A 20770-nucleotide genomic window follows, 5' to 3' on the forward strand; every position below is an offset into this window, starting at 1 on the left:
TGCCTGCCAGCATGAAGGCGGTTACGGTATGAATGGAGAGTCCGAGAAGCATGGCGATGACGGCGCCATGGTCCGAGAGTGTTCCCGTTTTTTTTCCCTGGAGGACCAACTGTCCCAGGTTCAAAAGGAGGTAGGCCGTGAGGACGACGATGTCCCAGGCAAGGATGGAGGTGGGAAAATTGAGGGTTCCAAGGAGGGGTAGGGCATGCCAGATCCGTTCCGGGTGGCCCAGATCGACCAGGACGAACATCAGGCTCATCGATACCGCGGTGATGGCCAATGCCTTGGCGGGAAGGAGGGTTGGGGAAAGATCGGAATGATGAAACAGGCGCACCCCCGCCACAAGAATGATTGCCGAGGCGGCGATTCCGACCAGAAAGAGAAAATTGGCGATGTACAACCCCCAGGGCACCTGATCGCTGAGCGCGGTGACCGCCAGACCATGGATCAGTTGTTGTCGATAGCCCTCCATCCCCCAGGCGATGACGAGGACCAACAGCAGAAACCACAATCCAAGTTGCCGACGTCGGCCTTGAACCGGGGTGGACGGGGGCGGGGAGCGGTCATTCATGAAGGGTTTCCGATGTTTTGGGCACGGGTAACGACCGATGATTCTTTTTCATGGGAATCCCAGGAAGGTCGGTCATTCGAGTGAAACAATTGTAACAAGGAACGGCGATTTTCGAAGCGAAAAAAGGACCGATTCCTGGTGGAACAACGTCGAAGCGCATGAATTCAGGAGCATACATGAAAGAATCATTGAAGCGCCGGGTGGAGGGGATGGTTCAGCGGATGCGGGAAGAAGGAATCCTCCCGAACGAACCACTGCCGCACTACCGGATCGACCGACCGAAGGATCGGTCGCATGGCGATTTTTCCACCAATGCCGCCATGGTTCTGGCACGGGTGGCGCGATCGAAGCCCCGGGAGCTGGCGCAACGGATGCTCGATTTTCTCCCGGACGATCAGGAGGATATCGAACGTTGGGAAATTGCCGGTCCAGGGTTCGTCAATTTTTTTGTTTCCCCACGGCGGCTGTGTCAGAGGGTTGACGAAATCCTGGCGGCCGGTCCCGGTTACGGACATTCCACCATGGGAAAAGGCACCCGGATCATGGTGGAATTCGTCTCCGCCAACCCCACGGGACCAATGCATGTCGGCCATGGACGGGGGGCGATCACCGGTGACGTCCTGTGTCGCCTGCTGACGGCAACCGGTCATGAGGTGCATCGGGAATACTACATCAACGATGCCGGGCGCCAGATCGAGGTGTTGGGTCGATCGGTGCGGCATCGTTGCCGCGAACGGATGGAAGGGACCGAATGTTCCGCCCCGGATGAATTCTATCCCGGCGAATATGTCCTGGACATTCTTTCTTCTCTGCCCGACCCTCTGAAAATCGCCCTGGAACAATCGATCACCCGTCAAACCGAGGCGGAATCGGAAGAGGCAATCATCAGGGAAACAACCCGCTTCGCGGTTGGCTGGGTACTTGAGGATATTCGCAAGGATCTGGAGCGCTTGGGCATTCGCTTCGATCATTGGTTTTCCGAACGTGGGTTGCATGAACAAGGTGGCATCGATCATGCTATATCCGTACTGAAAGCCAGGGATCTGATTCACGAAGGTCAGCTCGAAAGGCCGAAAGGGGGTGGCGAACGCCATCAGGACCCCTGGGAAACCCGGTCGCAGCCGTTGTTCCGGGCAACCGCTTTCGGCGACGACGTGGACCGTCCGCTGCAAAAACCGGATGGATCCTACACCTATTTCGCCGCGGACATCGCCTATCACCTGAACAAGTTTGAACGAGGATTCGACAGGCTGGTCAATGTCTGGGGGGCCGATCATGGTGGATATGTCAAGAGGGTTCAGGCGGCCCTGGAAGGATTGACGGGAAAAAAAGAAATGCTGCATGTGGTTCTGGTGCAGATGGTCAACCTGACCCGGAATGGTCAGCCGGTGCGCATGTCGAAGAGAGCCGGCAATTTTGTGACACTCCGGGATGTCGTTGATCAGGTGGGCGCGGATGCGGTACGGTTTTGGTTTTTGACACGGGCTTCGGACAGTCAGCTTGATTTCGATCTTGAACGCGCCGTGGCCCGCAGTAACGATAATCCGGTATATTATGTGCAATACGCTCATGCAAGAATCTGCTCGGTCGAACGCCAATTGCAGGAAAAAGGGATGGATCGGGGGCTGTTGGATGCCGGATCACTGAATCAGGAAAGCGAGCTGGATCTGATCCGGTTTCTGGATCGTTATCCCGAAACGGTGGAAGCGGCGGCGACACATCTGGAACCTCATCGAATTGCTTTTTATTTACAGGAACTTGCGGCAATGTTTCACACCTATTACAATTCAACGCGCATTCTGGATGATGATCCAGGGGTTCGGGGCGGACGGTTGGCCCTGTGTCAGGCAGTGCGTCAAGTTCTTGCCAATGGCCTTCAATTGATGGGCGTCAATGCGCCCGAACGGATGTGACCCCGCGTTATCCCACAAATAATCGGTACCGGCGGCGCACCAGGCGCTCCCCGGTAACCGTCATCCTTCTCGGTCTGGCTGCCGGTGGTGGAGGCTATGTCCTTTTCGGTGGCAAGGATTCGCAGTCGCCGATAACCGCTCTTGCCATTCCGGTGGCTCAGGCCCCTGTTGGGGTATCGGGCGCGGAGGCGCCTCCGCCGCAACAATCGCCTGCGGCCAGGCAACGTCCGTCTTCCGAGTCCGAGAATGGCAAAGGCGCCGACAAGAATCGGGACACAACCGTTGTCGCGGAACGAAAAGCGACCACGGAAGAACAGGAGGTCCGGGAAACGGAGAGAAAAGGAAAAACTCTTGCCTTGAAGGTATCCGATTTCATCGTCCTTCCGACCCGGGCGATCACCACGGACAGCTACACCGCCCCCCCAAAGAGTTCCGCCCCTGCGCCGGGATCATCCGCGTCCGCCACTGCCACTCGTGATGGCGCGACCTCGAAGACCGCATCCGACAGGAGCGCGGCGAAACAACCGACCGCCGACACGGGGGAGTCCGACAAGGCCGGTCCCGATAATCGCTCGTCCGAAGAGGTTTCTTCCGGACCATCGGAATCGCAGCCCGTCGCCGATCTGCCCCCCTTGCCCCATGGTTTGACCCCCAAGGTCCGGCCACCCGATGTCCAACTGACGTTTTACGATGCGTTGGCGAGTCGGCGGGTGGTTTTGCCGCAGGAGGTGCATGATCCTCTGGCCGCGGTCGCCAAATCGGGCGTTCCGGTCAAACCACCGTTTCCAGGGACCGCGACCCGAACCGTGGTAGGGAGCGCCCCGGCGGTTGGCGCCACTGCCCAGACCGGCAAGGGAATCAACGAAGTGCCGCGGCAGGTCGATGACAGCCAGGCAAAAAAAGGAACCGGGCAACCGGGGAACGGGACCTCTACGGGGGACAGCGGTTCCTATATGGTGCAGTTGGCTGTCTTTTCGACCCCCGAACGGGCCAACCAGATGGTGTCGCAATTGCAACGCAAGGGGCGCGTGGTACACATGGTTCAAAGTGAAGGCGCCGCCGGGCCGATCTATCGGGTGCGCAGCGGTCCCTATCCCTCCCTGGCCGATGCCAAACAGGCCATGGATGGTCTGCCAACGGAAGGTCAGGCGCCAGTCATCATCAAACCCACAACCCGATGACACCATCTCGTGGTCATTGCCCTCCGTGACAGGGGCACCCATTTCCCCTGGCCGCCTGATCGAGGGAACGCAAAATGCCACAGGCGCGGTTGGTCTGGCGTTGTTCGCATTCGCCGCGCAGAAGGATCAATTGTTTCTTGAGTGTATTCATGGCTTCGATCTGTTGTTCCACCCGGGTGATCTGGAGGTCGAGCAATGAATTCACCCCGGTGCAGTCTCCCTCCGGGTGACGGCGGAAATCGAGCAACTGCCGGATCTCGGCCAGTTTCATCCCCAGGGAGCGGCAGTGTCTCAGGAATTGCAGATTTTCCAGATGGACCGCGCCATAACAACGATATCCGGAACTTTCCCGTTCCGGTTTCGCCAACAGCCCTTCCCGTTCGTAATAACGCACGGTTTCCACATCGCATCCCACCCGTTTGGCCAATTCTCCGATGCGCATGATGTTCTCCAAAAAAAGTTCTTGACCCTGTAGTCGCTACAGGGTGTGACATGATGGCATGGTTTTCGGTCACAAGCCACTGGAGAGGATCATGGAGTGCCACGCCACCACGAACTGTTGTTCCGGCGACGGTGCCTGTCAGGCCCCCGTCGCGCGGTCCGTCCCAGCGTCATTCGCGGAAGGCGAGCGGATGACGCTGCGGGTCTCGAAACTTTGTTGTCCGACCGAGGCGGACCTGATCCGCAAGGCCCTGGCGGGATTGAAGGATGTTCTCCACCTGGATTTTGATTTCATCCGCCGGGAAGTGGTGGTTTTCCATCGCGGGGTGTGCCGAAAGGATCTGTGCGCCGCTCTGCGCACCGTGAACATGGAACCGGATGCCATGGATGGTGAGGACAGCCCGGAGCGGGTTCGTTCCCTGCCGGTTGTGCCCGCCGTTTCCCGCCGTGAATGGATGGTGACCGCCATTGCCGGTTTGGCCGCTACCGGAGCGGAAATTCTGGCGTGGACCGGAATCGACGAAACGTCTCCATGGATCATCGGTTTGTCCCTGGTATCGATCCTGGTGGGAGGGGCGGACACCTTGAAACGGGGATGGATCGCTCTGCGCCATTTTTCCCTCAATATGTATTTTCTGATGAGTCTGGCGGCGCTGGGGGCAGTGGCGATTGGCCAGTGGCCGGAAGCGGCCATGGTGATTTTTCTTTTCGGTCTGGCCGAGCGGGTCGAGACGTTGTCCATGGATCGGGCGCGCAACGCCGTCCGGGCGTTGATGTCCTTGGCGCCGGAAACCGCCTGCGTTCAAAGCGAAACCGGGGCGTGGGAAAACGTCATGGCGGCAACGGTGGCGGTGGGGTGCCTGGCACGGGTCAAACCCGGCGAGCGCATTGCCCTGGACGGGGTAGTGGTATCGGGTCGTTCCGAGGTCAACCAGGCGCCCATAACCGGGGAAAGCGTTCCCGTGACCAAAGAAACGGGACATTCTGTTTTTGCCGGATCCATCAATGGTTCCGGGGTTCTGGAATACCGGGTTACCGCCGACTTCAAGCACTCGACCCTGGCGCGGATCATCGATACCGTCCAGGAGGCCCAGGCCCGTCGGGCGCCGATGCAGCGTTTCGTCGATCGGTTTGCCACCTATTATACTCCGGCGGTCGTGGGAATGGCGACACTCATTGCCGTCGTGCCCCCGGCAATGTTCGGCGCTCCTGTCGCCGATTGGTTTTACAAGGCCCTGGTGATGTTGGTGGTGGCCTGTCCTTGTGCCCTGGTGATTTCAACACCGGTGACGATCGTAAGCGCCCTGGCCGCAGCGGCGCGACGCGGAATGCTGATCAAGGGAGGACTCTACCTGGAGCAGGCCCATGCCCTGAAGGCCGTGGCCCTGGACAAGACCGGAACCCTGACCCTGGGTCGGCTGGAGATGACCGATTTGATCATTCTTGGGGAGGGAAACCGGGACCGGATTCTTCGACTGGCGGCGAGCCTTGAGTCCCAATCGGAACATCCGGTGGCTGCGGCCATCACTGCTGCCTGGGACAAGAGTCGTCCACTGCTTCATGTCCGCGAGTTCAAGGCCCTGCCTGGACGCGGGGCGAAAGGGATGATTTCAGGGGAACTCCATCATATCGGCAACCACCGCCTGCTGGAAGAACTTGGTCTGTGCCGCCCGGAGGTGGAGGAGATCCTGCTGCCGCTGGAACGGGATGAAAAAACGGTGGTGGTCCTGTCTTCGTCCAGCGAACCCTTGGCGGTGATCGCCGTGGCCGATCGCATGCGCGATACCTCCGCGGCAGCGATTCGTGCCCTGCGCGAACAGAACATTTCCGTGACCATGCTCACCGGTGACAACACCGCCACCGCCCAGGCCATCGCCCGCCATGCCGGAATGGAAGAGGTACAGGCCGGGTTGTTGCCCGAGGAAAAACTGCACGCCATCGAGGAATTGATCCAACGGTTTGGCGTGGTCGCCATGGTGGGTGACGGCATCAACGATGCCCCGGCCCTGGCCCGGGCCTCCATCGGCATCGCCATGGGGACCTCGGGTACCGATACCGCCCTGGAAACCGCCGACGTGGCGATCATGAATGATGATCTGCTCAAGGTGGCGGAGTTTGTCCGTTTGGGACGGGCAACCCATCGGGTGCTGTGGCAAAACATTGCCCTGTCCCTGGGGATCAAAGGCTTTTTTCTGTTGCTGGCGGGGCTGGGACTGGCCACCCTGTGGATGGCGGTCCTGGCGGACATGGGTACCAGTCTTCTGGTAATCTTTAATGGTCGGCGGTTGTCGCGGTTTGGGAGGAATAAGGCTGTAGATCATTAATAAAATGCTTTCCCGTGTCATGCACCGTGGACTGGCTGGAAACGAGTCGTCAATGAGCATCTTATTGTTTCAATTAAAAAACAAAATCAAAACCCTGGGGGCAATCTCCCAGACCCCTTTTTTCTTTCAATAATTTTTTTGATAGATGAACGGTTACTTTTCTTCCAGAACCGCCCCCCCGTCAAGCACCTGTTTGGCAGCCTTTCCCGGAACTTCCCGTGCCAGTCGGGGAACGGCATAACCGCCCAGGCGATGGCGCATTTCTTCCACCAATTGCCGGGCCAAGGCGGCATCGACCTGAAAATGGGCCGATCCGAGTACCGGATCCAACAGATGAAGATAGTAGGGGAGGACCCGATTCTGGACCAGCGTGTCGGAAAGCTCCGTCAGAACCTCGATGGTATCGTTGACCCCCTTGAGAAGTACCGACTGGTTGAGCAGGGGAATCCCGGCAGTGGCCAGGCGTGCCAACGCCCGACAGGCCTCGGGGCCAAGTTCGGCGGGATGGTTGACGTGAATCACCATCAAAATGGGGAGGGGAGATCCGGAAAGCCAGTGGAGCAATCCATCATTGATCCGTCCAGGACTGCACACCGGCATGCGCGAATGGATACGAAGACGCCGCAAATGGCCGATGGTCGCCAGTCGTGTCGTCAGTTCGGCAAGACGGGCCGTGGCGACCATGAGCGGATCCCCTCCCGAAAAAATGACCTCGCGAATTTCCTCATGCGATCGGATCCATTCCAGTGCCGGCTGCCACTGGACCATGGTCTCCGGTACATCCGCGAATGAATCATGCCGCCGAAAACAATAACGACAATGGATGGGGCAGTCTCCCGTCAACCGAAGCAGAACCCGGCCATGATATTTCGCAATCAATCCAGGGGCCTTCAGAAACCGTCGCTCTTCCAGCGGATCGACTGAAAACCGTGGAAGCGCCTGCCGCAATTCTTCCCCCGAGGGAATGACCTGACGCCGCAGCGGATCGGAAGGATTGTGCCAATCGACCAGGGACCCAAAGACGGGTGGCACCCGAAACGCAAATTCCTCTGCCGCCCGGCGGTCGTCATCGTTCAGGGAACAAAAATCGAGTTCCTTTGACGGACAATTGGGAGTAGAATCCGGCCCAGAAGAAGTTTCGCTCATCAAGGACACATCCACAAGAACACCCATCCGACACAGTAACAGGAAAACACACACACATGCTGACTCATAACCAGCTCCGTCAAGGGACCCGTGTTGAAATCGACGACCTGCCCTGGATCATCGTCGATGCCCAGTTCGTCAAGCCCGGAAAGGGACAGGCCTTCACGAAAATCAAGATAAAAAACCTGATTGATGGCCGTGTCATCGAACGCACCTATAAATCGAGTGAAACGGTCGTCAAGGCAAGCATCGTCGATAAGGACATGCAGTTTCTCTACGGGGACGGCGAATTCTGGCATTTCATGGATCCGGCAAGCTACGAACAGGTTGCCATGAACAGCGCCCAGGTGGGTGATGTCGTCTACTGGCTCAAAGAGCAGGAAAGCTATCAGGTCACCTTCTGGAAGGAAAAGCCCATCTCCCTGACACCACCGCCATTTGTGATCCTGACCATAACCCAATGTGAACCAGGCATCAAAGGGGACACCGTGTCCGGGGCGACCAAGCCGGCCATTCTGCAAACGGGGGCGACCGTCAAGGTTCCCCTGTTCGTCAATGAAGGCGATCGGATCCGGGTCAATACCCGAACCGGCGAATATGTCGAACGCGCCAAGGGGTGACCAACCTTCCTGGCGCCCGTCCGCCACCCCGGACACCTTGCGGCATCGCGCCCGGGCCCTTCGCCGGGTACGGGCTTTCTTTGCCCGGCGCCGGGTCATGGAGGTCACGACCCCCGTCTGGCTTCCGGCGGCGGCGCCCGAAAGGCATCAGACCCCCCCCTCTTGTTCGGGGGGGTTTCTGCAAACCTCTCCGGAAACATGCATGAAACGGCTGGTCGCAGCCGGTTCGGGGGCCATTTATCAGATCGGTCCCGCCTTTCGCGCCGGAGAATCGGGCCGGCTGCATCATCCCGAATTCACCATGCTCGAATGGTATCGCCCCCAGTGGCGGCTGGAACAATTGATGGAGGAGGTCATCGATCTTCTCCGGCTGTTTTTTCCGGCTGCCAGCCTCGCGACCATGACCTTTCAGGAAGCCTTTCTTCGCCATGCGGGCGTCGATCCCTTCTTTACCTCCGTGACGGACATGGCACAACGAACATCGGTGCCCCATTCCCTGGAATGGACCGAGGCCCATCGTCCTATTCTGGTGGATCAACTCTTTGTCGATCGGTTGGAACCCGCCTTCTCCAATATTGATAACATAATAATCCTCAAGGATTTTCCATCATGGGAGCCGGGAATGGCCGAACTTGATCCAGGACCACCCATGGTTGCCCGAAGATTTGAAATCATTTATAAAGGCGTGGAAATCGCCAATGGGTACCAGGAGTTGCGTGATCCTGTCGCGCAAAGGGAGCGTTTTGTCGCGGCCAATCGGTATCGCGTTGAAAATGGCATGCCACCATTGCCGCTCGATGAACGCTTTCTGGAGGCCTTGCGCGATGGATTTCCGCCGTGTGCCGGGGTGGCTTTGGGGCTGGACCGTCTGTTGATGCTCGCATTCGGTCTGGATTCGATCGGCGATGTCCTTTCTTTTCGGGAGTTTGCTGACGAAACCATTGGCCGGGAAGAGGTCGTCCCCTTCCCGGCGAAGCATTGTGTCATGGTGTCATGACAAGATCCTGATTCGTGATGACCGCGGCTGACCTTCGAATCGAGGAGGCCCAGGGCGTCGAATGCTATTGGTTCCTGGCACCGTCCGAGGTCTCCTGGCTGTCGGCGCCGGATGTACTTTCGGTCGGGGCCGTACCTCCCCGCCAGGTTCCGGGACCACCCCAATAACCCGGGCCGCCACCCCAATAGCCGGGATACCCGCCACCCCAATAGCCGGGATAGCCACCGTAGTATCCGGGGTATCCGCCATAATATCCTGGATAGCCTCCATAATAGCCGGGATACCCTCCCCACGGACCGCCACCCCATGGACCACCGCCCCACGGACCACCACCCCACGGACCGTCATCGTCCCACGGCATGTTCCAGGGTCCCCACCAGGCTTGGGCGCTGGTGCCCGCCAAAAGGAGCCCCGCTCCGATGGATGCGGCCAGTGCCATGGCTTTGAATGTTTGTTTCATTGTTCCATCTCCCCTTTGATCCTTCATTGGTTGACGCCTGCCGACATGGATGGCAATAAAATAACGTCAGCCACCCGATGGTTTCAAGAACGATTCGCGTCCGGATCCCCGGCCCGAACAAGGTCACGACAAAACCAGCCGGTACCCCACACCCGATTCGGTCAGAAGGTGTCGTGGTCTGTTGGGGTCCTGTTCCAGTTTCTGGCGCAGATGGGACATGTAGACGCGAAGATAATGAATGTTCTCGGTGTGTCCCGGACCCCACACCTCCTTGAGCAGGATTCGATGGGTCAGGACCCGCCCGGGATTGGCCAGAAGGATCGACAACAAACGGTATTCGATGACCGTCAGGTGGATGGGTTCACCGTTTCGGGCTACCCGGCGTTCCGTCCGATCGATCGTCACTTCTCCCAATTGGACCAGCGGGGTTTCACTGTTCGCCGCCCGCAACGAACGACGCAACAGCGCCCGAACCCGTGCCAGCAATTCGGGCATGCCGAACGGTTTGGTCAGATAATCGTCCGCACCCGCGTCAAGCGCCTTGACCTTTTCGGTTTCCTGGGTGCGCGCCGATAGAATCAGGATGGGAAGATGGCTCCAGGAACGGATGTCGCGGATCACTTCGATTCCGTCCAGATCCGGCAGTCCAAGATCGATGATGACCAGGTCGGGACGGCGGGTGGCGATCTCGATCAGACCGCGTTTTCCGGTTTCCGTTTCCATGACATCGAGGCCTTCCGATTCCAGGGCGGACCGGACGAAACGGCGGATCTGGGGTTCATCTTCGATGAAAACGATCTTTTGCGTGGGCGATTCATGATTCATCGGGTTCTTCCGGCAAGACGGGCGGGGTCCCCAACGGCAGGCGCAGGATGAAACGGGCCCCCCCTTCGGGGCGGTTTTCGGCGGCGACCGACCCACCGTGCGCCTCGATGATCGAACGAACAATGGTCAGGCCGAGTCCAAAGCCGGTAACGGGCATTTCAATTCTACCCCGGGTAAATTTCTCGAACAACTTGTTTTCCATTCCGGGAGGAAAACCGGGGCCGTCATCCTCGATGGTGATTTCCATGAACGGTGCCACGACCTGGGCCCCGATCGTCACAAGACTGCCCGACGGGGTGTGGCGGGCGGCATTTTCCAGAAGATTGTTGAATACCCGTTCCATCAATCCCGTATCCACCTCGATCAGTGGCAGGTCATCGGGAAGATCGAAATGCAATCTGTGTTTTTCGAGCAATCGAGAACACTGCTTCATCGAGATGCCAACGATTTCTTCCAAGGTCTGCCATTCCCACCGCAAGGTTACCTGTCCCATCCGCATGCGTGCCATATCCAGAAGATTGTTGACCATCATGGTGGTATGGGTCACTTCGTCATGAATGGCCTGGGCCAGACCCAGGTGGGGTTCCCGAAGGTTCGGGGTTGACAGAATCATGGCCTCGGCCATGCCGGAAATGACGGTCAGGGGCGTTCTCAGATCATGGGATATGGCGGAGAGCAAGGCATTGCGCAACCGTTCCGATTCCATGTTCACTTCGGCATCGCGGGTCAGGGTGACGTAGTGGATCCGTTCCAGGGCGATGGCGATGAGGGTGGCACTGGTATCGAGCAATTGTTGCTGTTCCGGGGACAGTTCCCAGGAACTTCCTTCGGGGGTGATGGCAAGAACGCCACACCGATGGGTTGGCGCCTTGAGTGGCAGGTAGAGGGATCGGGTGGCGGGCAGGGTATCGGTTCCCAATCCGGCGGGTTGCCCATGGTCGAAACTCCACTGGGCGATTCCCGCATCGATCGAGGTCTCCGCGACCGTTTCATCGGCTGGAACCAGTCGGTTCTGGTTTCCGGGAATGAATGCGGCAACCCCCGCATTGAATCCTTGGCGAAAAAAATTGCGTCCCTGTTCGAGGATCTGTTCCACGGTCAAGGCGCTCGAAAGGTCCCGTGACAGTTCATAAAGCGCCCGCATTCTCTGTTCCCGTTTACCCGCATGGGCCGCCTGGAATCGCAATCGGGCGGTCAGTTGTCCCACGACCAGGGCCACGATCAACATGACGGCAAAGGTGACCAGATACTGGACATCGTGAACCACGAACGTGAATCGGGGAGGGACGTAGAAAAAATCGAAACAGGCCACCGAAAGAAGCGCACTGAGAATCGCGGCCCGTTTGCCCAGGTGAACGGCAGTGAAAACGACCGCCAGGAGAAAGACCATGACAATGTTGGCCCGATCGAGGATGTCGTGAAGCGGGGCGCTGACCGCCGTCACCAGGGCAACAATCGCCACGGCCCCCCATAAAGGACGCCACCGGGTCGCGGCGGCGCGGAGCATGAACGGGGCGGCGGGCGGCGGTCGATCCATATCTTCCCGGGCGATCTGGAGTATCTCCAGATCGGGGGCCATGCGTCCCAGTTTTTCGGCGAATCCATGTTGCCAGGGGAGACGACGAAACCGGTCGCGTCCGACCAGGAGGGTTCCCAGATTGTTCTCGCGGGCATAGTCGATGGTCGCCTCCACCGCATCGGGAGCGGACAGACTGGCGATGCGCGCCCCAAGATCCTGGGCCAGTTTCAACATGCCCAGAACCCTGGAGCGGGCCTGTTCCGGCAAGGCGTGGATGGAAGGGGTTTCGATGGCGATGGCATGCCACGGAGCACCGGTCTGATTGGCGCGACGGGCGGCACGACGGACCAGACGTTCACTGTCGGGGCCGGGACCAACGCAGACCAGAACCGATTCCCGGGTCGGCCACACCACACGGACCGATTTTTCCCGGCGCCAGGCGCGCACATCGCCGTAGACCCGGTCGGCCGTGCGCCGCAAGGCCAGTTCACGCAGGGCCAGGAGATTTCCCTTGCGGAAGAAGTGCTCCACCGCCCGTTCCGCCTGTTCCGGAAAGTAAACCTTTCCTTCCCGCATCCGTTGCATGAGATCCTCGGGAGGCAGGTCCACCAGCACGATTTCGTCCGCCTGGTCGATGACATGATCGGGAACCCGTTCGAGGACCCGGATTCCGGTGATCTGACCGACGACATCATTCAGGCTTTCCACATGCTGGACGTTGACCGTGGTCAACACATCGATCCCTGCCGCCAGCAGTTCCTCGATGTCCTGCCATCGTTTGGGATGCCGGGATCCCGGAGCGTTGGAGTGGGCCAGTTCATCCATCAGGATCAGCGCCGGTTTGCGGCCCAGGGCACCGTCCAGATCGAATTCCTCCAGGCGATGCCCTTTGTAGTCGATGACCCGACGGGGAAGAATCGCCAGATCCTGGATCAGTGCGGACGTTTCCTCCCGCCCGTGGGTTTCCACCACTCCGACCAGAATGTCGATTCCCTGATCACGAAAGGCGCGGGCCGCGGTCAGCATGGCGTAGGTTTTGCCAACGCCGGGACAGGCGCCAAAAAAAATCTTGAGTTTTCCCCGTTGTTCCCGGACCCGTTCATGTTCCAGGCGGGCGAGGAGAACGTCGGGGTCCGGTCGCGAGGTCATGGGGTTCATGGGGTGATTTCCTGGTCCAGAGCCAGGTTGAGGGTGAGCACATGGACCCGTGCTTCACCGAGAATGCCGAAGGTTCGCCCTTCGGTGTGCCGGTGAACGAGTTCCCGAACCCGTTCCTCCGGCAGATGGCGTTCCCGGGCCACCCGTGAAACCTGCCACATGGCCGCGGCGGCGCTGATGTGGGGATCCAGACCGCTTGCGGAGGATGTGACCAGATCGACCGGAATCGGGGTCGATTGCTGGGGAGACCCTTCCAGGAGCCTGGCCATACGCCCCTGGATGGCCTCCTTCAGGGATGGATTGAGCGGACCCAGGTTGGAACCGCTCGACGCGGCGGCGTTGTAGGGAACGACCGAGGTGGCGGATGGACGGCTCCAAAAATAACGGGCCTGGGAGAACGATTGCCCCACCCATGTCGATCCGATTGGTTTTTCCTTGAGGTACAAGAGGCTGCCGTTGGCCTGGGCGGGAAAGATGGCCTGGGCCAGTCCGGTGATCAGTGCCGGGTAGACGCCACCGGTCAACACGGTCATCAGGAGCAGCATCGACAACGCAGGTTTGAGTTCCTTGAACATGTTCCGCTCCTTACGCAAGTTGAAAGGCGACCAGGATCATGTCGATGATCTTGATCCCGATGAAGGGGACAATCAATCCACCCAGACCAAAAACCAACATGTTGTGCCGCAGCAGGGCAGCGGCTCCGACTGGCCGATAGGCCACTCCACGAAGCGCCAAGGGAATCAGGGCGACGATGATCAGGGCGTTGAAAATGACCGCCGAAAGAATGGCCGATGCAGGGGTTGCCAATCCCATGATGTTGAAGATGTCAAGCGCCGGGTAGGTGGTGGCGAAGGCGGCGGGAATGATGGCAAAATATTTGGCCACATCGTTGGCGATGGAAAACGTGGTCAAAGCGCCACGAGTCATAAGCATTTGTTTTCCGGTTTCCACCACTTCGATCAGTTTTGTCGGATTGGAATCCAGATCGACCATGTTGCCCGCTTCCTTGGCGGCCTGGGTTCCGGTATTCATGGCGACCGCAACGTCGGCCTGGGCCAGGGCAGGGGCGTCGTTGGTACCGTCTCCGGTCATGGCGACAAGCTGTCCCTGAATCTGATACTGACGGATCAGCTTGAGTTTGGCCTCGGGGGTGGCCTCGGCGAGAAAATCATCCACGCCTGCTTCGGCGGCGATGGCGGCGGCGGTCAGTTGGTTGTCACCGGTGATCATGATGGTCTTGATTCCCATGCGTCGCAGTTCGGAAAATCGTTCCTTGATCCCCCCTTTGACGATGTCTTTGAGTTCAATGACCCCAAGCGGACGCGCCCCTTCCGCCACCACCAGGGGGGTGGAACCACGACGGGCGAGGTCATCCACGCTTTGTTGCAGGGAGGAGGGCCAGGTTCCCCCCAGGCTGTCGATATAACGGTGCATCGCCTCGGCGGCTCCCTTGCGAATGATCCGTCCCTGCCAATCGATGCCGCTCATACGCGAATGGGCGGAAAAATGGACAAAGGAGGCCCCCTCGGTATGGATGTCGCGTCCGCGTTGATTCAAGAGTTCCTTGGCCAGAGTGACGATCGATCGACCTTCCGGGGTCTCGTCGGCCAATGAGGAGAGGAGGGCGGCTTCGGCCAGTTCCCGATCCTTGATGCCTGCCGCGGTGACGAAGGTTGCCGCCTGGCGGTTGCCCAGGGTGATGGTGCCGGTCTTGTCCAGCAGGAGCACATCGACATCTCCCGCCGCCTCGACCGCCTTGCCCGAGGTGGCCAGGACGTTTTTTTCCATCATGCGACTCATCCCCGCGACCCCGATGGCCGAAAGCAATCCGCCGATGGTGGTGGGAATCAGGCACACCAGCAAGGCAGTCAATACCGTCATCGAGACAGGAGATCCGGTCTGGCTTGCGTTGACACCATAAATGGAAAAGGGAAGGAGGGTGGCCGTGGCCAGGAGAAACACCAGGGTCAACAGGACCAATAAAATGGTCAGGGCGATTTCATTGGGGGTTTTTTGCCGTTTGGCCCCCTCGACCATGCCGATCATCCGATCGAGAAAGGTTTCTCCAGGGTTGACGGTAATCCTGACGATCAGCCAATCCGAGAGGACGCGGGTGCCGCCGGTGACGGCGGAAAAGTCTCCGCCGGCTTCGCGGATCACCGGCGCCGATTCACCGGTGATGGCCGATTCATCGACCGAGGCCACGCCCGCGGTGACCTCGCCATCTCCGGGGATGAGGTCATTGGCCGCGACCAGAACATGGTCGCCACGGCGCAGGGATTCGGAAGGGACTTCGGTCCAATGGGCATCCCTGGCATCGGTTCCGGGTTCACGAAGTTTTTTGGCGGTGATCGTCCGCCGCAATCCCTTGAGGGAGGCCGCCTGGGCCTTGCCGCGTCCTTCGGCCATGGCCTCGGCCAGATTGGCGAACAACACCGTGAACCACAGCCACAGGGAGATGGCCAGGATAAAACCCGTCGGCGCCTCGCCCTGTCCCATCAGGGCCTGGACGAAGAGACCACCGGTCAATACCGCCCCCAACCAGACGACGAACATGACCGGATTCTTGACCTGGAAGCGGGGGGACAGACGCGCGAAGGATTCGACGATCGCCTCCCGAAGGAGGGGGGCATCGACAAACGATTTTCGTTTTGTCACGGTTGCGGCAGTGGGTATCTTTTGTTCACGCATGGGTAGTTCTCCCGTTACCTTCCGAGAATCATGACGACGTGTTCCACGATGGGTCCCAGAGCCAGTGCCGGCAGAAACGTCAGGGCGCCGACGATGATCACGGTACCGGTCAGCACCGCCACGAACAGGGGGGTGTGGGTCGGCAGGGTTCCGCCGGAGGGGGGGACGGTCTTTTTGGCCGCCAACGAACCGGCGATGGCCAGTACCGGAATGATTACCCAGTACCGCGCCAGAAGCATGGCGACTCCCAGCATGACATTGTAGAAAGGCGTGTTGGCCGAGAGTCCGGCGAAGGCGCTGCCATTGTTGTTTCCCGCCGAGGAAAAGGCGTAGAGAATCTCCGAGAATCCATGGATTTCGGGGTTGGCGATTCCCGCCCGTCCCGCGTCGGTCACCACGGCGACAGCCGTTCCCAGCAACACCGCCAGACAGGGGACAAGAATGGCCACTGAAGCCATTTTGATTTCAAAGGCCTCGACTTTTTTCCCCAGGTATTCAGGCGTCCGACCGATCATCAGTCCCGACACGAAAACCGCCACGAGGGCGAAGACGATCATGCCATACAAGCCCGATCCAACCCCCCCGAAGACCACTTCTCCCAACTGCATCAACGACATGGGGACCAATCCACCCAGAGGGGTGAAGGAGTCGTGCATCGCATTGACCGATCCATTGGAGGCCGCCGTGGTCGCGGTGGCCCAAAGGCTTGAATTGACGATACCGAAACGGACTTCCTTGCCCTCCATGTTTCCTCCAGGGTTGTCGTCCGTTGCCTGGGTTGCGAGTCCCAGTTTGTCGAACATCGGGTTTCCCGATTGTTCCGACCCGACGCACACCGCAAGGAGTGCCACGAAGATGATGGTCATGGTCGCAAGCAGTGCCTTTCCTTGTCGCATGTCGCCGACAAAACGGCCAAAGGTGAGACAAAATGCGGCTGGGATCAAGAGGATGGCAAGCATTTCGAGAAGGTTGGACAGTGGCGTGGGATTTTCCAGAGGGTGTGCTGAATTGACGTTGAAAAAGCCGCCGCCATTGGTTCCCAATTGCTTGATGGCAATCTGGGAAGCGGCTGGTCCCATGGCGATCCATTGTCGGGTTTCCGTCTTTTGTTCCATGACCGGTTGTCCCTGGGCATCCATGACTGGCTGACCATCGGGTCCCAGGGCCTGTTGTTCGTAGGTCACCGGTTCCAAACGTTCCACCGCCTGGTAGGGAAGAAAATTTTGGACAACCCCTTGGCTTACGAGAAGAAGCGACAGGACCAGGCTCAGAGGAAGAAGAATGTACAAGACCGACCGGGTCAGATCGACCCAGAAATTGCCGATGCCGTGGGCCTCCTTTTGAGAAAACCCGCGCATCAGGGCGGCAAGGACCGCCATTCCCGTCGCTGCCGAGAGAAAATTCTGCACCGTCAGACCGGCCATTTGGGTCAGATAGGAAAGAGTCGTCTCGCCGCTGTAGCCCTGCCAGTTGGTGTTGCTGACGAAACTGACGGCGGTGTTGAAGGCGGAATCGGCGCTGACATCGGTCAATGCCTGGGGATTGAACGGCAGGATGGACTGAAATCGTTGCAGCCCATGCACGGTCAACAATCCAAGCAGGTTGAATGCGAGGAGACTGGCGGCGTAGCGCGGCCAGGACTGGCTTTCGTCGGCCCGGACGCCGCACAGGCGATAGACGATCCGTTCGAAAGCGGCGACCCAACCCAGGAAGGATGGCAGGTGGCCTTGGTAGATCCTGGCCATGTAGGCCCCCAGAGGCCAGGCCAGTCCCAGCAACACCGCCAGGTAAAACACAATCTGAAAAACACCGTTTGCGGTCATGAGAATTTCTCCGGAAAAAACAGGGCGATCACCAGGTAGACGAACACGGCGATGGCCAACATGAGTCCAAGAAAATAAACAGGATTCATCATCGTCTCCTCAATTTTTCAATGTGTATCGGAAGTGTTGCCGAACCCCAGAAAAAAACAAGCGCCAGAAGCAGGAAGATCAGGTCCATCGTTTTATCTCCCATCAGGAATGGATCGATGGGGTCATGATGGACAATGGCGGATCAAAACGGGGTACATTGTTGGCCGTGGAAAATAAAAAAAAGGTCAATTCTGGATGGGGAGCGGACCTAACGACAGCACGATGATCGATTTCCCGGTTGACCATTGATGGGGGGATGGTTATGGTTCCGAATGCTGGTTTCCGATAACTGGCATGTGTTTTCATTCATGAATGGGACGGTGATTTTCCGTCGTGGACCTGACATTCAATCGTGAGAAATAAATCTTCGTGGAAGCAGTGAACCCCCATTGGAACGACATTCTGACGGTCACCGGGCTCAACGAAGCGATTCGCGAATTGTTGGAGGATCGTTTTGCCTTTGTCCGGGTTCGGGGCGAGATTTCCGATTGCCATGAGCCGGCCTCGGGACATGTCTATTTTGCCCTGATCGACGGCCAGTCGCGGGTGCGTTGCGTTGTTTGGCGCGGGACCCGCAAACGACTTGCCCAGCCGGCGCAAAACGGGCTGAAGGTGGTGGTCACCGGTCGTCTGGCCCTCTATCCGCCACGAGGAGAATATCAACTCGTCGTCGAATCGATGCAGGGGGACGGTCAGGGAGAGGCCCGGGCCCGTTTGTTGGCGTTGCATGCACGACTTGCGGCGGAAGGGCTGTTCGCTCCGGAACGAAAGAGGCCCGTGCCGTTTTTTCCGGGCGCCATCGGAATCGTGACCTCGGCCACCGGCGCCGCATTGCAGGATGTCATACGCATCCTTTCCGATCGCGGTCCGGGTTATCACCTGATCCTCGCCCCGGCCCGGGTCCAGGGGGAGGGGGCGGCGGAAGAGATCGTCGGCGCCCTTGGACGGCTGATTCGGGATGGGCGGGCGGATGTGATCATCTGTGGCCGAGGTGGCGGAAGCGCCGAGGACCTGGCGGTTTTCAACGATGAACGGGTGGTTCGGGCGATCGCGGCTTCACCCGTTCCCGTGATCAGCGCCGTCGGGCATGAAATCGATCTGACCCTGACCGATATGGTTGCCGATCTTCGCGCCCCAACCCCTTCGGCGGCGGCCCTTCTGGTGATACCGGAAAAGGCGGTTCTCGAAGAAAGAATCCGCATCCTTTCCCGAGGGTTGCGGCAGGGTCTTCTGCGCCTCGTCACCTCCCGGAACGAACGACTGGATCGTTTGACCTCCCGCCTGCTTCATCCACGACGTCGCATCGAACAATACCGCTTCCAGTGCGATGCCCTGGAGGAACGCCTGCGTCATGCCGCCGGACTGCTGCTGCAACGACGACGACCGCTCCTCCATGGGCTGCGGCAACGGCTTGATCCGTGGCCCTGGGGGCGGGGATTGCCTCCGTACCGGCTGCGGATCGAACAAGCCCGCAAACGCCTCGCACAGGAACTGCAACGAACCATTCAACGCAAGGCGGACGCCTTGACCGCCCTCGATGCTCGTCTGCACGGGGTCTCGCCTTTGGCCATCCTGCAACGGGGATACGCCATTGTTTATGACGAAACCGGTAAAATCCGACAACGGATCGGCGCCATTCGTCCCGGCGATTCCGTGGTCATCCGTCTGGCGGACGGTTTCCTGGATGCCACCATCACACAGACGAGGAAACATTCCTCATGATGCGTCGTCTTGCCTTGATCGTTTTTTCTCTCGGCATCTCTCTGACCGTCGAAGCGGCAACCTTGGAATTGTCGGCCCCCCTGGAACAGGGAAAGGCCGTGTTTCTTCGCATCAGGGAGGAGGGAACCCCGTCCGGCCACTCGGGTTGGCATGGAACGATCGGTTCCACCCCTTTTCCACTCACCCCCGAAGGGATGGCCCTCGTCGCCCTCGACATGGAGGCCCCCACGGGACCAACGACCATCGAAGTGACCCGAAAAGACGCCAATGGAAAAAAAGAGGTCCTGACCCAAAAGGTGACGATCGGTCAACGGACCTATCAGGAAGAGCATCTGACCCTTCCCGAACGGCGGGTCAGTCTGGCCAACAAGGAAGACGAGGCCCGAGTCATCCGTGAAACCGAGGCCATCAAGGCAACCTTTGCCATCCGGGAAGGTGCGGTTGGATTCCTGAACGGGTTCATGCAACCGGTGACCGGACGTTTTTCGGGTATTTTCGGCAGCCGGCGGATTCTCAATGGCAAACCCAAACGACCCCATAATGGCGTGGACATCGCCGCACCCCTTGGAACCCCGGTACTGGCAACCGCCGATGGGCGGGTGGTGTTGGTCGGAAGGGACTATCTCTTGACCGGCAACACCCTGGTGTTGCACCATGGCCATGGAGTGATTTCGTTGTATGCCCATCTGGATGCGATCGCGGTCGGCATGGGGGACCGGGTTTCCCGCGGGCAGATGATCGGCAAGGTCGGAACCACGGGACGCTCCACCGGACCGCATCTTCATTGGGGGACTCTGGTGCGGGGACAACGGGTCGATCCCATGCTCCTTCCCGGAGTGGTTGCGGATGCTTCTTTCCCGAACCCGGATGCTGCATCGAAAAATCGTTGAGGACCAATATTTTGAAATAAATATTCCATTTTACGTCAATGATGCGTTGCCCGATTAACGCAAAGTTGCTATTGTTTCATTACAGTCTCGCATTGTTGTCTTGGTTTCCCGATGGGGTTCGACTGGCTTTTTGTCGATGACGGTGACGACGTTCATGGAAGATCATGACTCAACAAGGAATTGAAAATCTTAATTTCGAATCGGCCCTGACCCGCCTGGAAGCCATCGTCCGCAAACTTGAGGATGGAAACATCCCTTTGGAGGAGGGACTCGCGGCATTCGAGGAGGGGACGCTCTTGTCCCGCCTGTGCCAGGCGCGGCTCGACCAGGCGGAAAAACGAATCGAGGAACTGGCGGAAAAACATCCGCCAACGGGGGGAACCAGCGGTTCCTGATGCC

Annotated in this window: 17 protein-coding genes; 8 read left to right on the top strand and 9 right to left on the bottom strand. The window is 58.9% G+C overall.

Annotation, left to right across the window (positions count from 1 at the left end):
- Positions 1 to 747 precede the first annotated feature (747 nt).
- Both HQL76_08100 and HQL76_08105 read left to right on the top strand, forming a co-directional pair.
- Positions 748 to 2484, top strand: coding sequence for an arginine--tRNA ligase (locus tag HQL76_08100; protein ID MBF0109120.1), 1737 nt, complete (start codon positions 748 to 750; stop codon positions 2482 to 2484).
- Positions 2481 to 3665 carry an SPOR domain-containing protein gene (locus HQL76_08105; GenBank protein MBF0109121.1) on the top strand — a complete coding sequence of 395 codons (1185 nt, stop codon included), beginning with the start codon at positions 2481 to 2483 and terminating at the stop codon, positions 3663 to 3665. Before HQL76_08100 ends, HQL76_08105 begins: the two co-directional genes overlap by 4 nt.
- Before the next feature lie 13 nt (positions 3666 to 3678).
- Here HQL76_08105 and cadR read toward each other — a convergent pair whose 3' ends face one another.
- Positions 3679 to 4107 carry a Cd(II)/Pb(II)-responsive transcriptional regulator gene (gene cadR, locus HQL76_08110; GenBank protein ID MBF0109122.1) on the bottom strand — a complete coding sequence of 143 codons (429 nt, stop codon included), beginning with the start codon at positions 4105 to 4107 and terminating at the stop codon, positions 3679 to 3681.
- A gap of 190 nt (positions 4108 to 4297) precedes the next feature.
- Here cadR and HQL76_08115 point away from each other — a divergent pair, with 190 nt between their 5' ends.
- Positions 4298 to 6430 carry a heavy metal translocating P-type ATPase gene (locus HQL76_08115; GenBank protein ID MBF0109123.1) on the top strand — a complete coding sequence of 711 codons (2133 nt, stop codon included), beginning with the start codon at positions 4298 to 4300 and terminating at the stop codon, positions 6428 to 6430.
- 153 nt (positions 6431 to 6583) lie between these two features.
- Here the strand turns inward: HQL76_08115 and HQL76_08120 are convergent, their stop codons facing one another.
- Positions 6584 to 7462 (bottom strand): KamA family radical SAM protein, encoded by an 879-nt coding sequence (locus HQL76_08120; GenBank protein ID MBF0109124.1) that lies wholly within the window; start codon positions 7460 to 7462, stop codon positions 6584 to 6586.
- A gap of 170 nt (positions 7463 to 7632) precedes the next feature.
- Here HQL76_08120 and efp point away from each other — a divergent pair, with 170 nt between their 5' ends.
- Both efp and genX read left to right on the top strand, forming a co-directional pair.
- Complete coding sequence (gene efp / locus HQL76_08125; protein ID MBF0109125.1) at positions 7633 to 8196, top strand: elongation factor P; 564 nt, start codon at positions 7633 to 7635, stop codon at positions 8194 to 8196.
- Complete coding sequence (gene genX / locus HQL76_08130) at positions 8174 to 9193, top strand: EF-P lysine aminoacylase GenX (protein ID MBF0109126.1); 1020 nt, start codon at positions 8174 to 8176, stop codon at positions 9191 to 9193. Before efp ends, genX begins: the two co-directional genes overlap by 23 nt.
- Before the next feature lie 64 nt (positions 9194 to 9257).
- On the opposite strand, the gene HQL76_08135 is transcribed toward genX, so the two are convergent.
- From HQL76_08135 to HQL76_08165, 7 genes are all read right to left on the bottom strand, one after another.
- Entirely contained in the window at positions 9258 to 9653 is a 396-nt protein-coding gene (locus HQL76_08135) for a hypothetical protein (GenBank protein ID MBF0109127.1), read from the bottom strand.
- A gap of 123 nt (positions 9654 to 9776) precedes the next feature.
- Complete coding sequence (gene kdpE, locus HQL76_08140; GenBank protein MBF0109128.1) at positions 9777 to 10478, bottom strand: two-component system response regulator KdpE; 702 nt, start codon at positions 10476 to 10478, stop codon at positions 9777 to 9779.
- Positions 10468 to 13146 carry a DUF4118 domain-containing protein gene (locus HQL76_08145; protein MBF0109129.1) on the bottom strand — a complete coding sequence of 893 codons (2679 nt, stop codon included), beginning with the start codon at positions 13144 to 13146 and terminating at the stop codon, positions 10468 to 10470. Before HQL76_08145 ends, kdpE begins: the two co-directional genes overlap by 11 nt.
- A 5-nt stretch (positions 13147 to 13151) precedes the next feature.
- Positions 13152 to 13730 (bottom strand): potassium-transporting ATPase subunit KdpC, encoded by a 579-nt coding sequence (kdpC, locus tag HQL76_08150; GenBank protein MBF0109130.1) that lies wholly within the window; start codon positions 13728 to 13730, stop codon positions 13152 to 13154.
- Positions 13731 to 13740: 10 nt separating this feature from the next.
- Complete coding sequence (kdpB, locus tag HQL76_08155; GenBank protein MBF0109131.1) at positions 13741 to 15846, bottom strand: potassium-transporting ATPase subunit KdpB; 2106 nt, start codon at positions 15844 to 15846, stop codon at positions 13741 to 13743.
- 14 nt (positions 15847 to 15860) lie between these two features.
- Positions 15861 to 17669: a potassium-transporting ATPase subunit KdpA gene (kdpA, locus tag HQL76_08160; protein ID MBF0109132.1), complete on the bottom strand. Its 1809-nt coding sequence runs from the start codon at positions 17667 to 17669 to the stop codon at positions 15861 to 15863.
- Positions 17666 to 17761 carry a potassium-transporting ATPase subunit F gene (locus HQL76_08165; GenBank protein ID MBF0109133.1) on the bottom strand — a complete coding sequence of 32 codons (96 nt, stop codon included), beginning with the start codon at positions 17759 to 17761 and terminating at the stop codon, positions 17666 to 17668. Before HQL76_08165 ends, kdpA begins: the two co-directional genes overlap by 4 nt.
- Before the next feature lie 367 nt (positions 17762 to 18128).
- Here HQL76_08165 and xseA point away from each other — a divergent pair, with 367 nt between their 5' ends.
- The 3 genes from xseA (at position 18129) to xseB (ending at position 20766) form a co-directional block, all read left to right on the top strand.
- Positions 18129 to 19481 carry an exodeoxyribonuclease VII large subunit gene (gene xseA, locus HQL76_08170; GenBank protein MBF0109134.1) on the top strand — a complete coding sequence of 451 codons (1353 nt, stop codon included), beginning with the start codon at positions 18129 to 18131 and terminating at the stop codon, positions 19479 to 19481.
- Positions 19478 to 20371, top strand: coding sequence for a M23 family metallopeptidase (locus tag HQL76_08175; GenBank protein MBF0109135.1), 894 nt, complete (start codon positions 19478 to 19480; stop codon positions 20369 to 20371). Before xseA ends, HQL76_08175 begins: the two co-directional genes overlap by 4 nt.
- A gap of 164 nt (positions 20372 to 20535) precedes the next feature.
- Positions 20536 to 20766, top strand: coding sequence for an exodeoxyribonuclease VII small subunit (gene xseB / locus HQL76_08180; protein MBF0109136.1), 231 nt, complete (start codon positions 20536 to 20538; stop codon positions 20764 to 20766).
- Positions 20767 to 20770 lie beyond the last annotated feature (4 nt).

It is taken from the genome of Magnetococcales bacterium, assembly GCA_015228815.1.
Classification (GTDB): domain Bacteria; phylum Pseudomonadota; class Magnetococcia; order Magnetococcales; family UBA8363; genus UBA8363.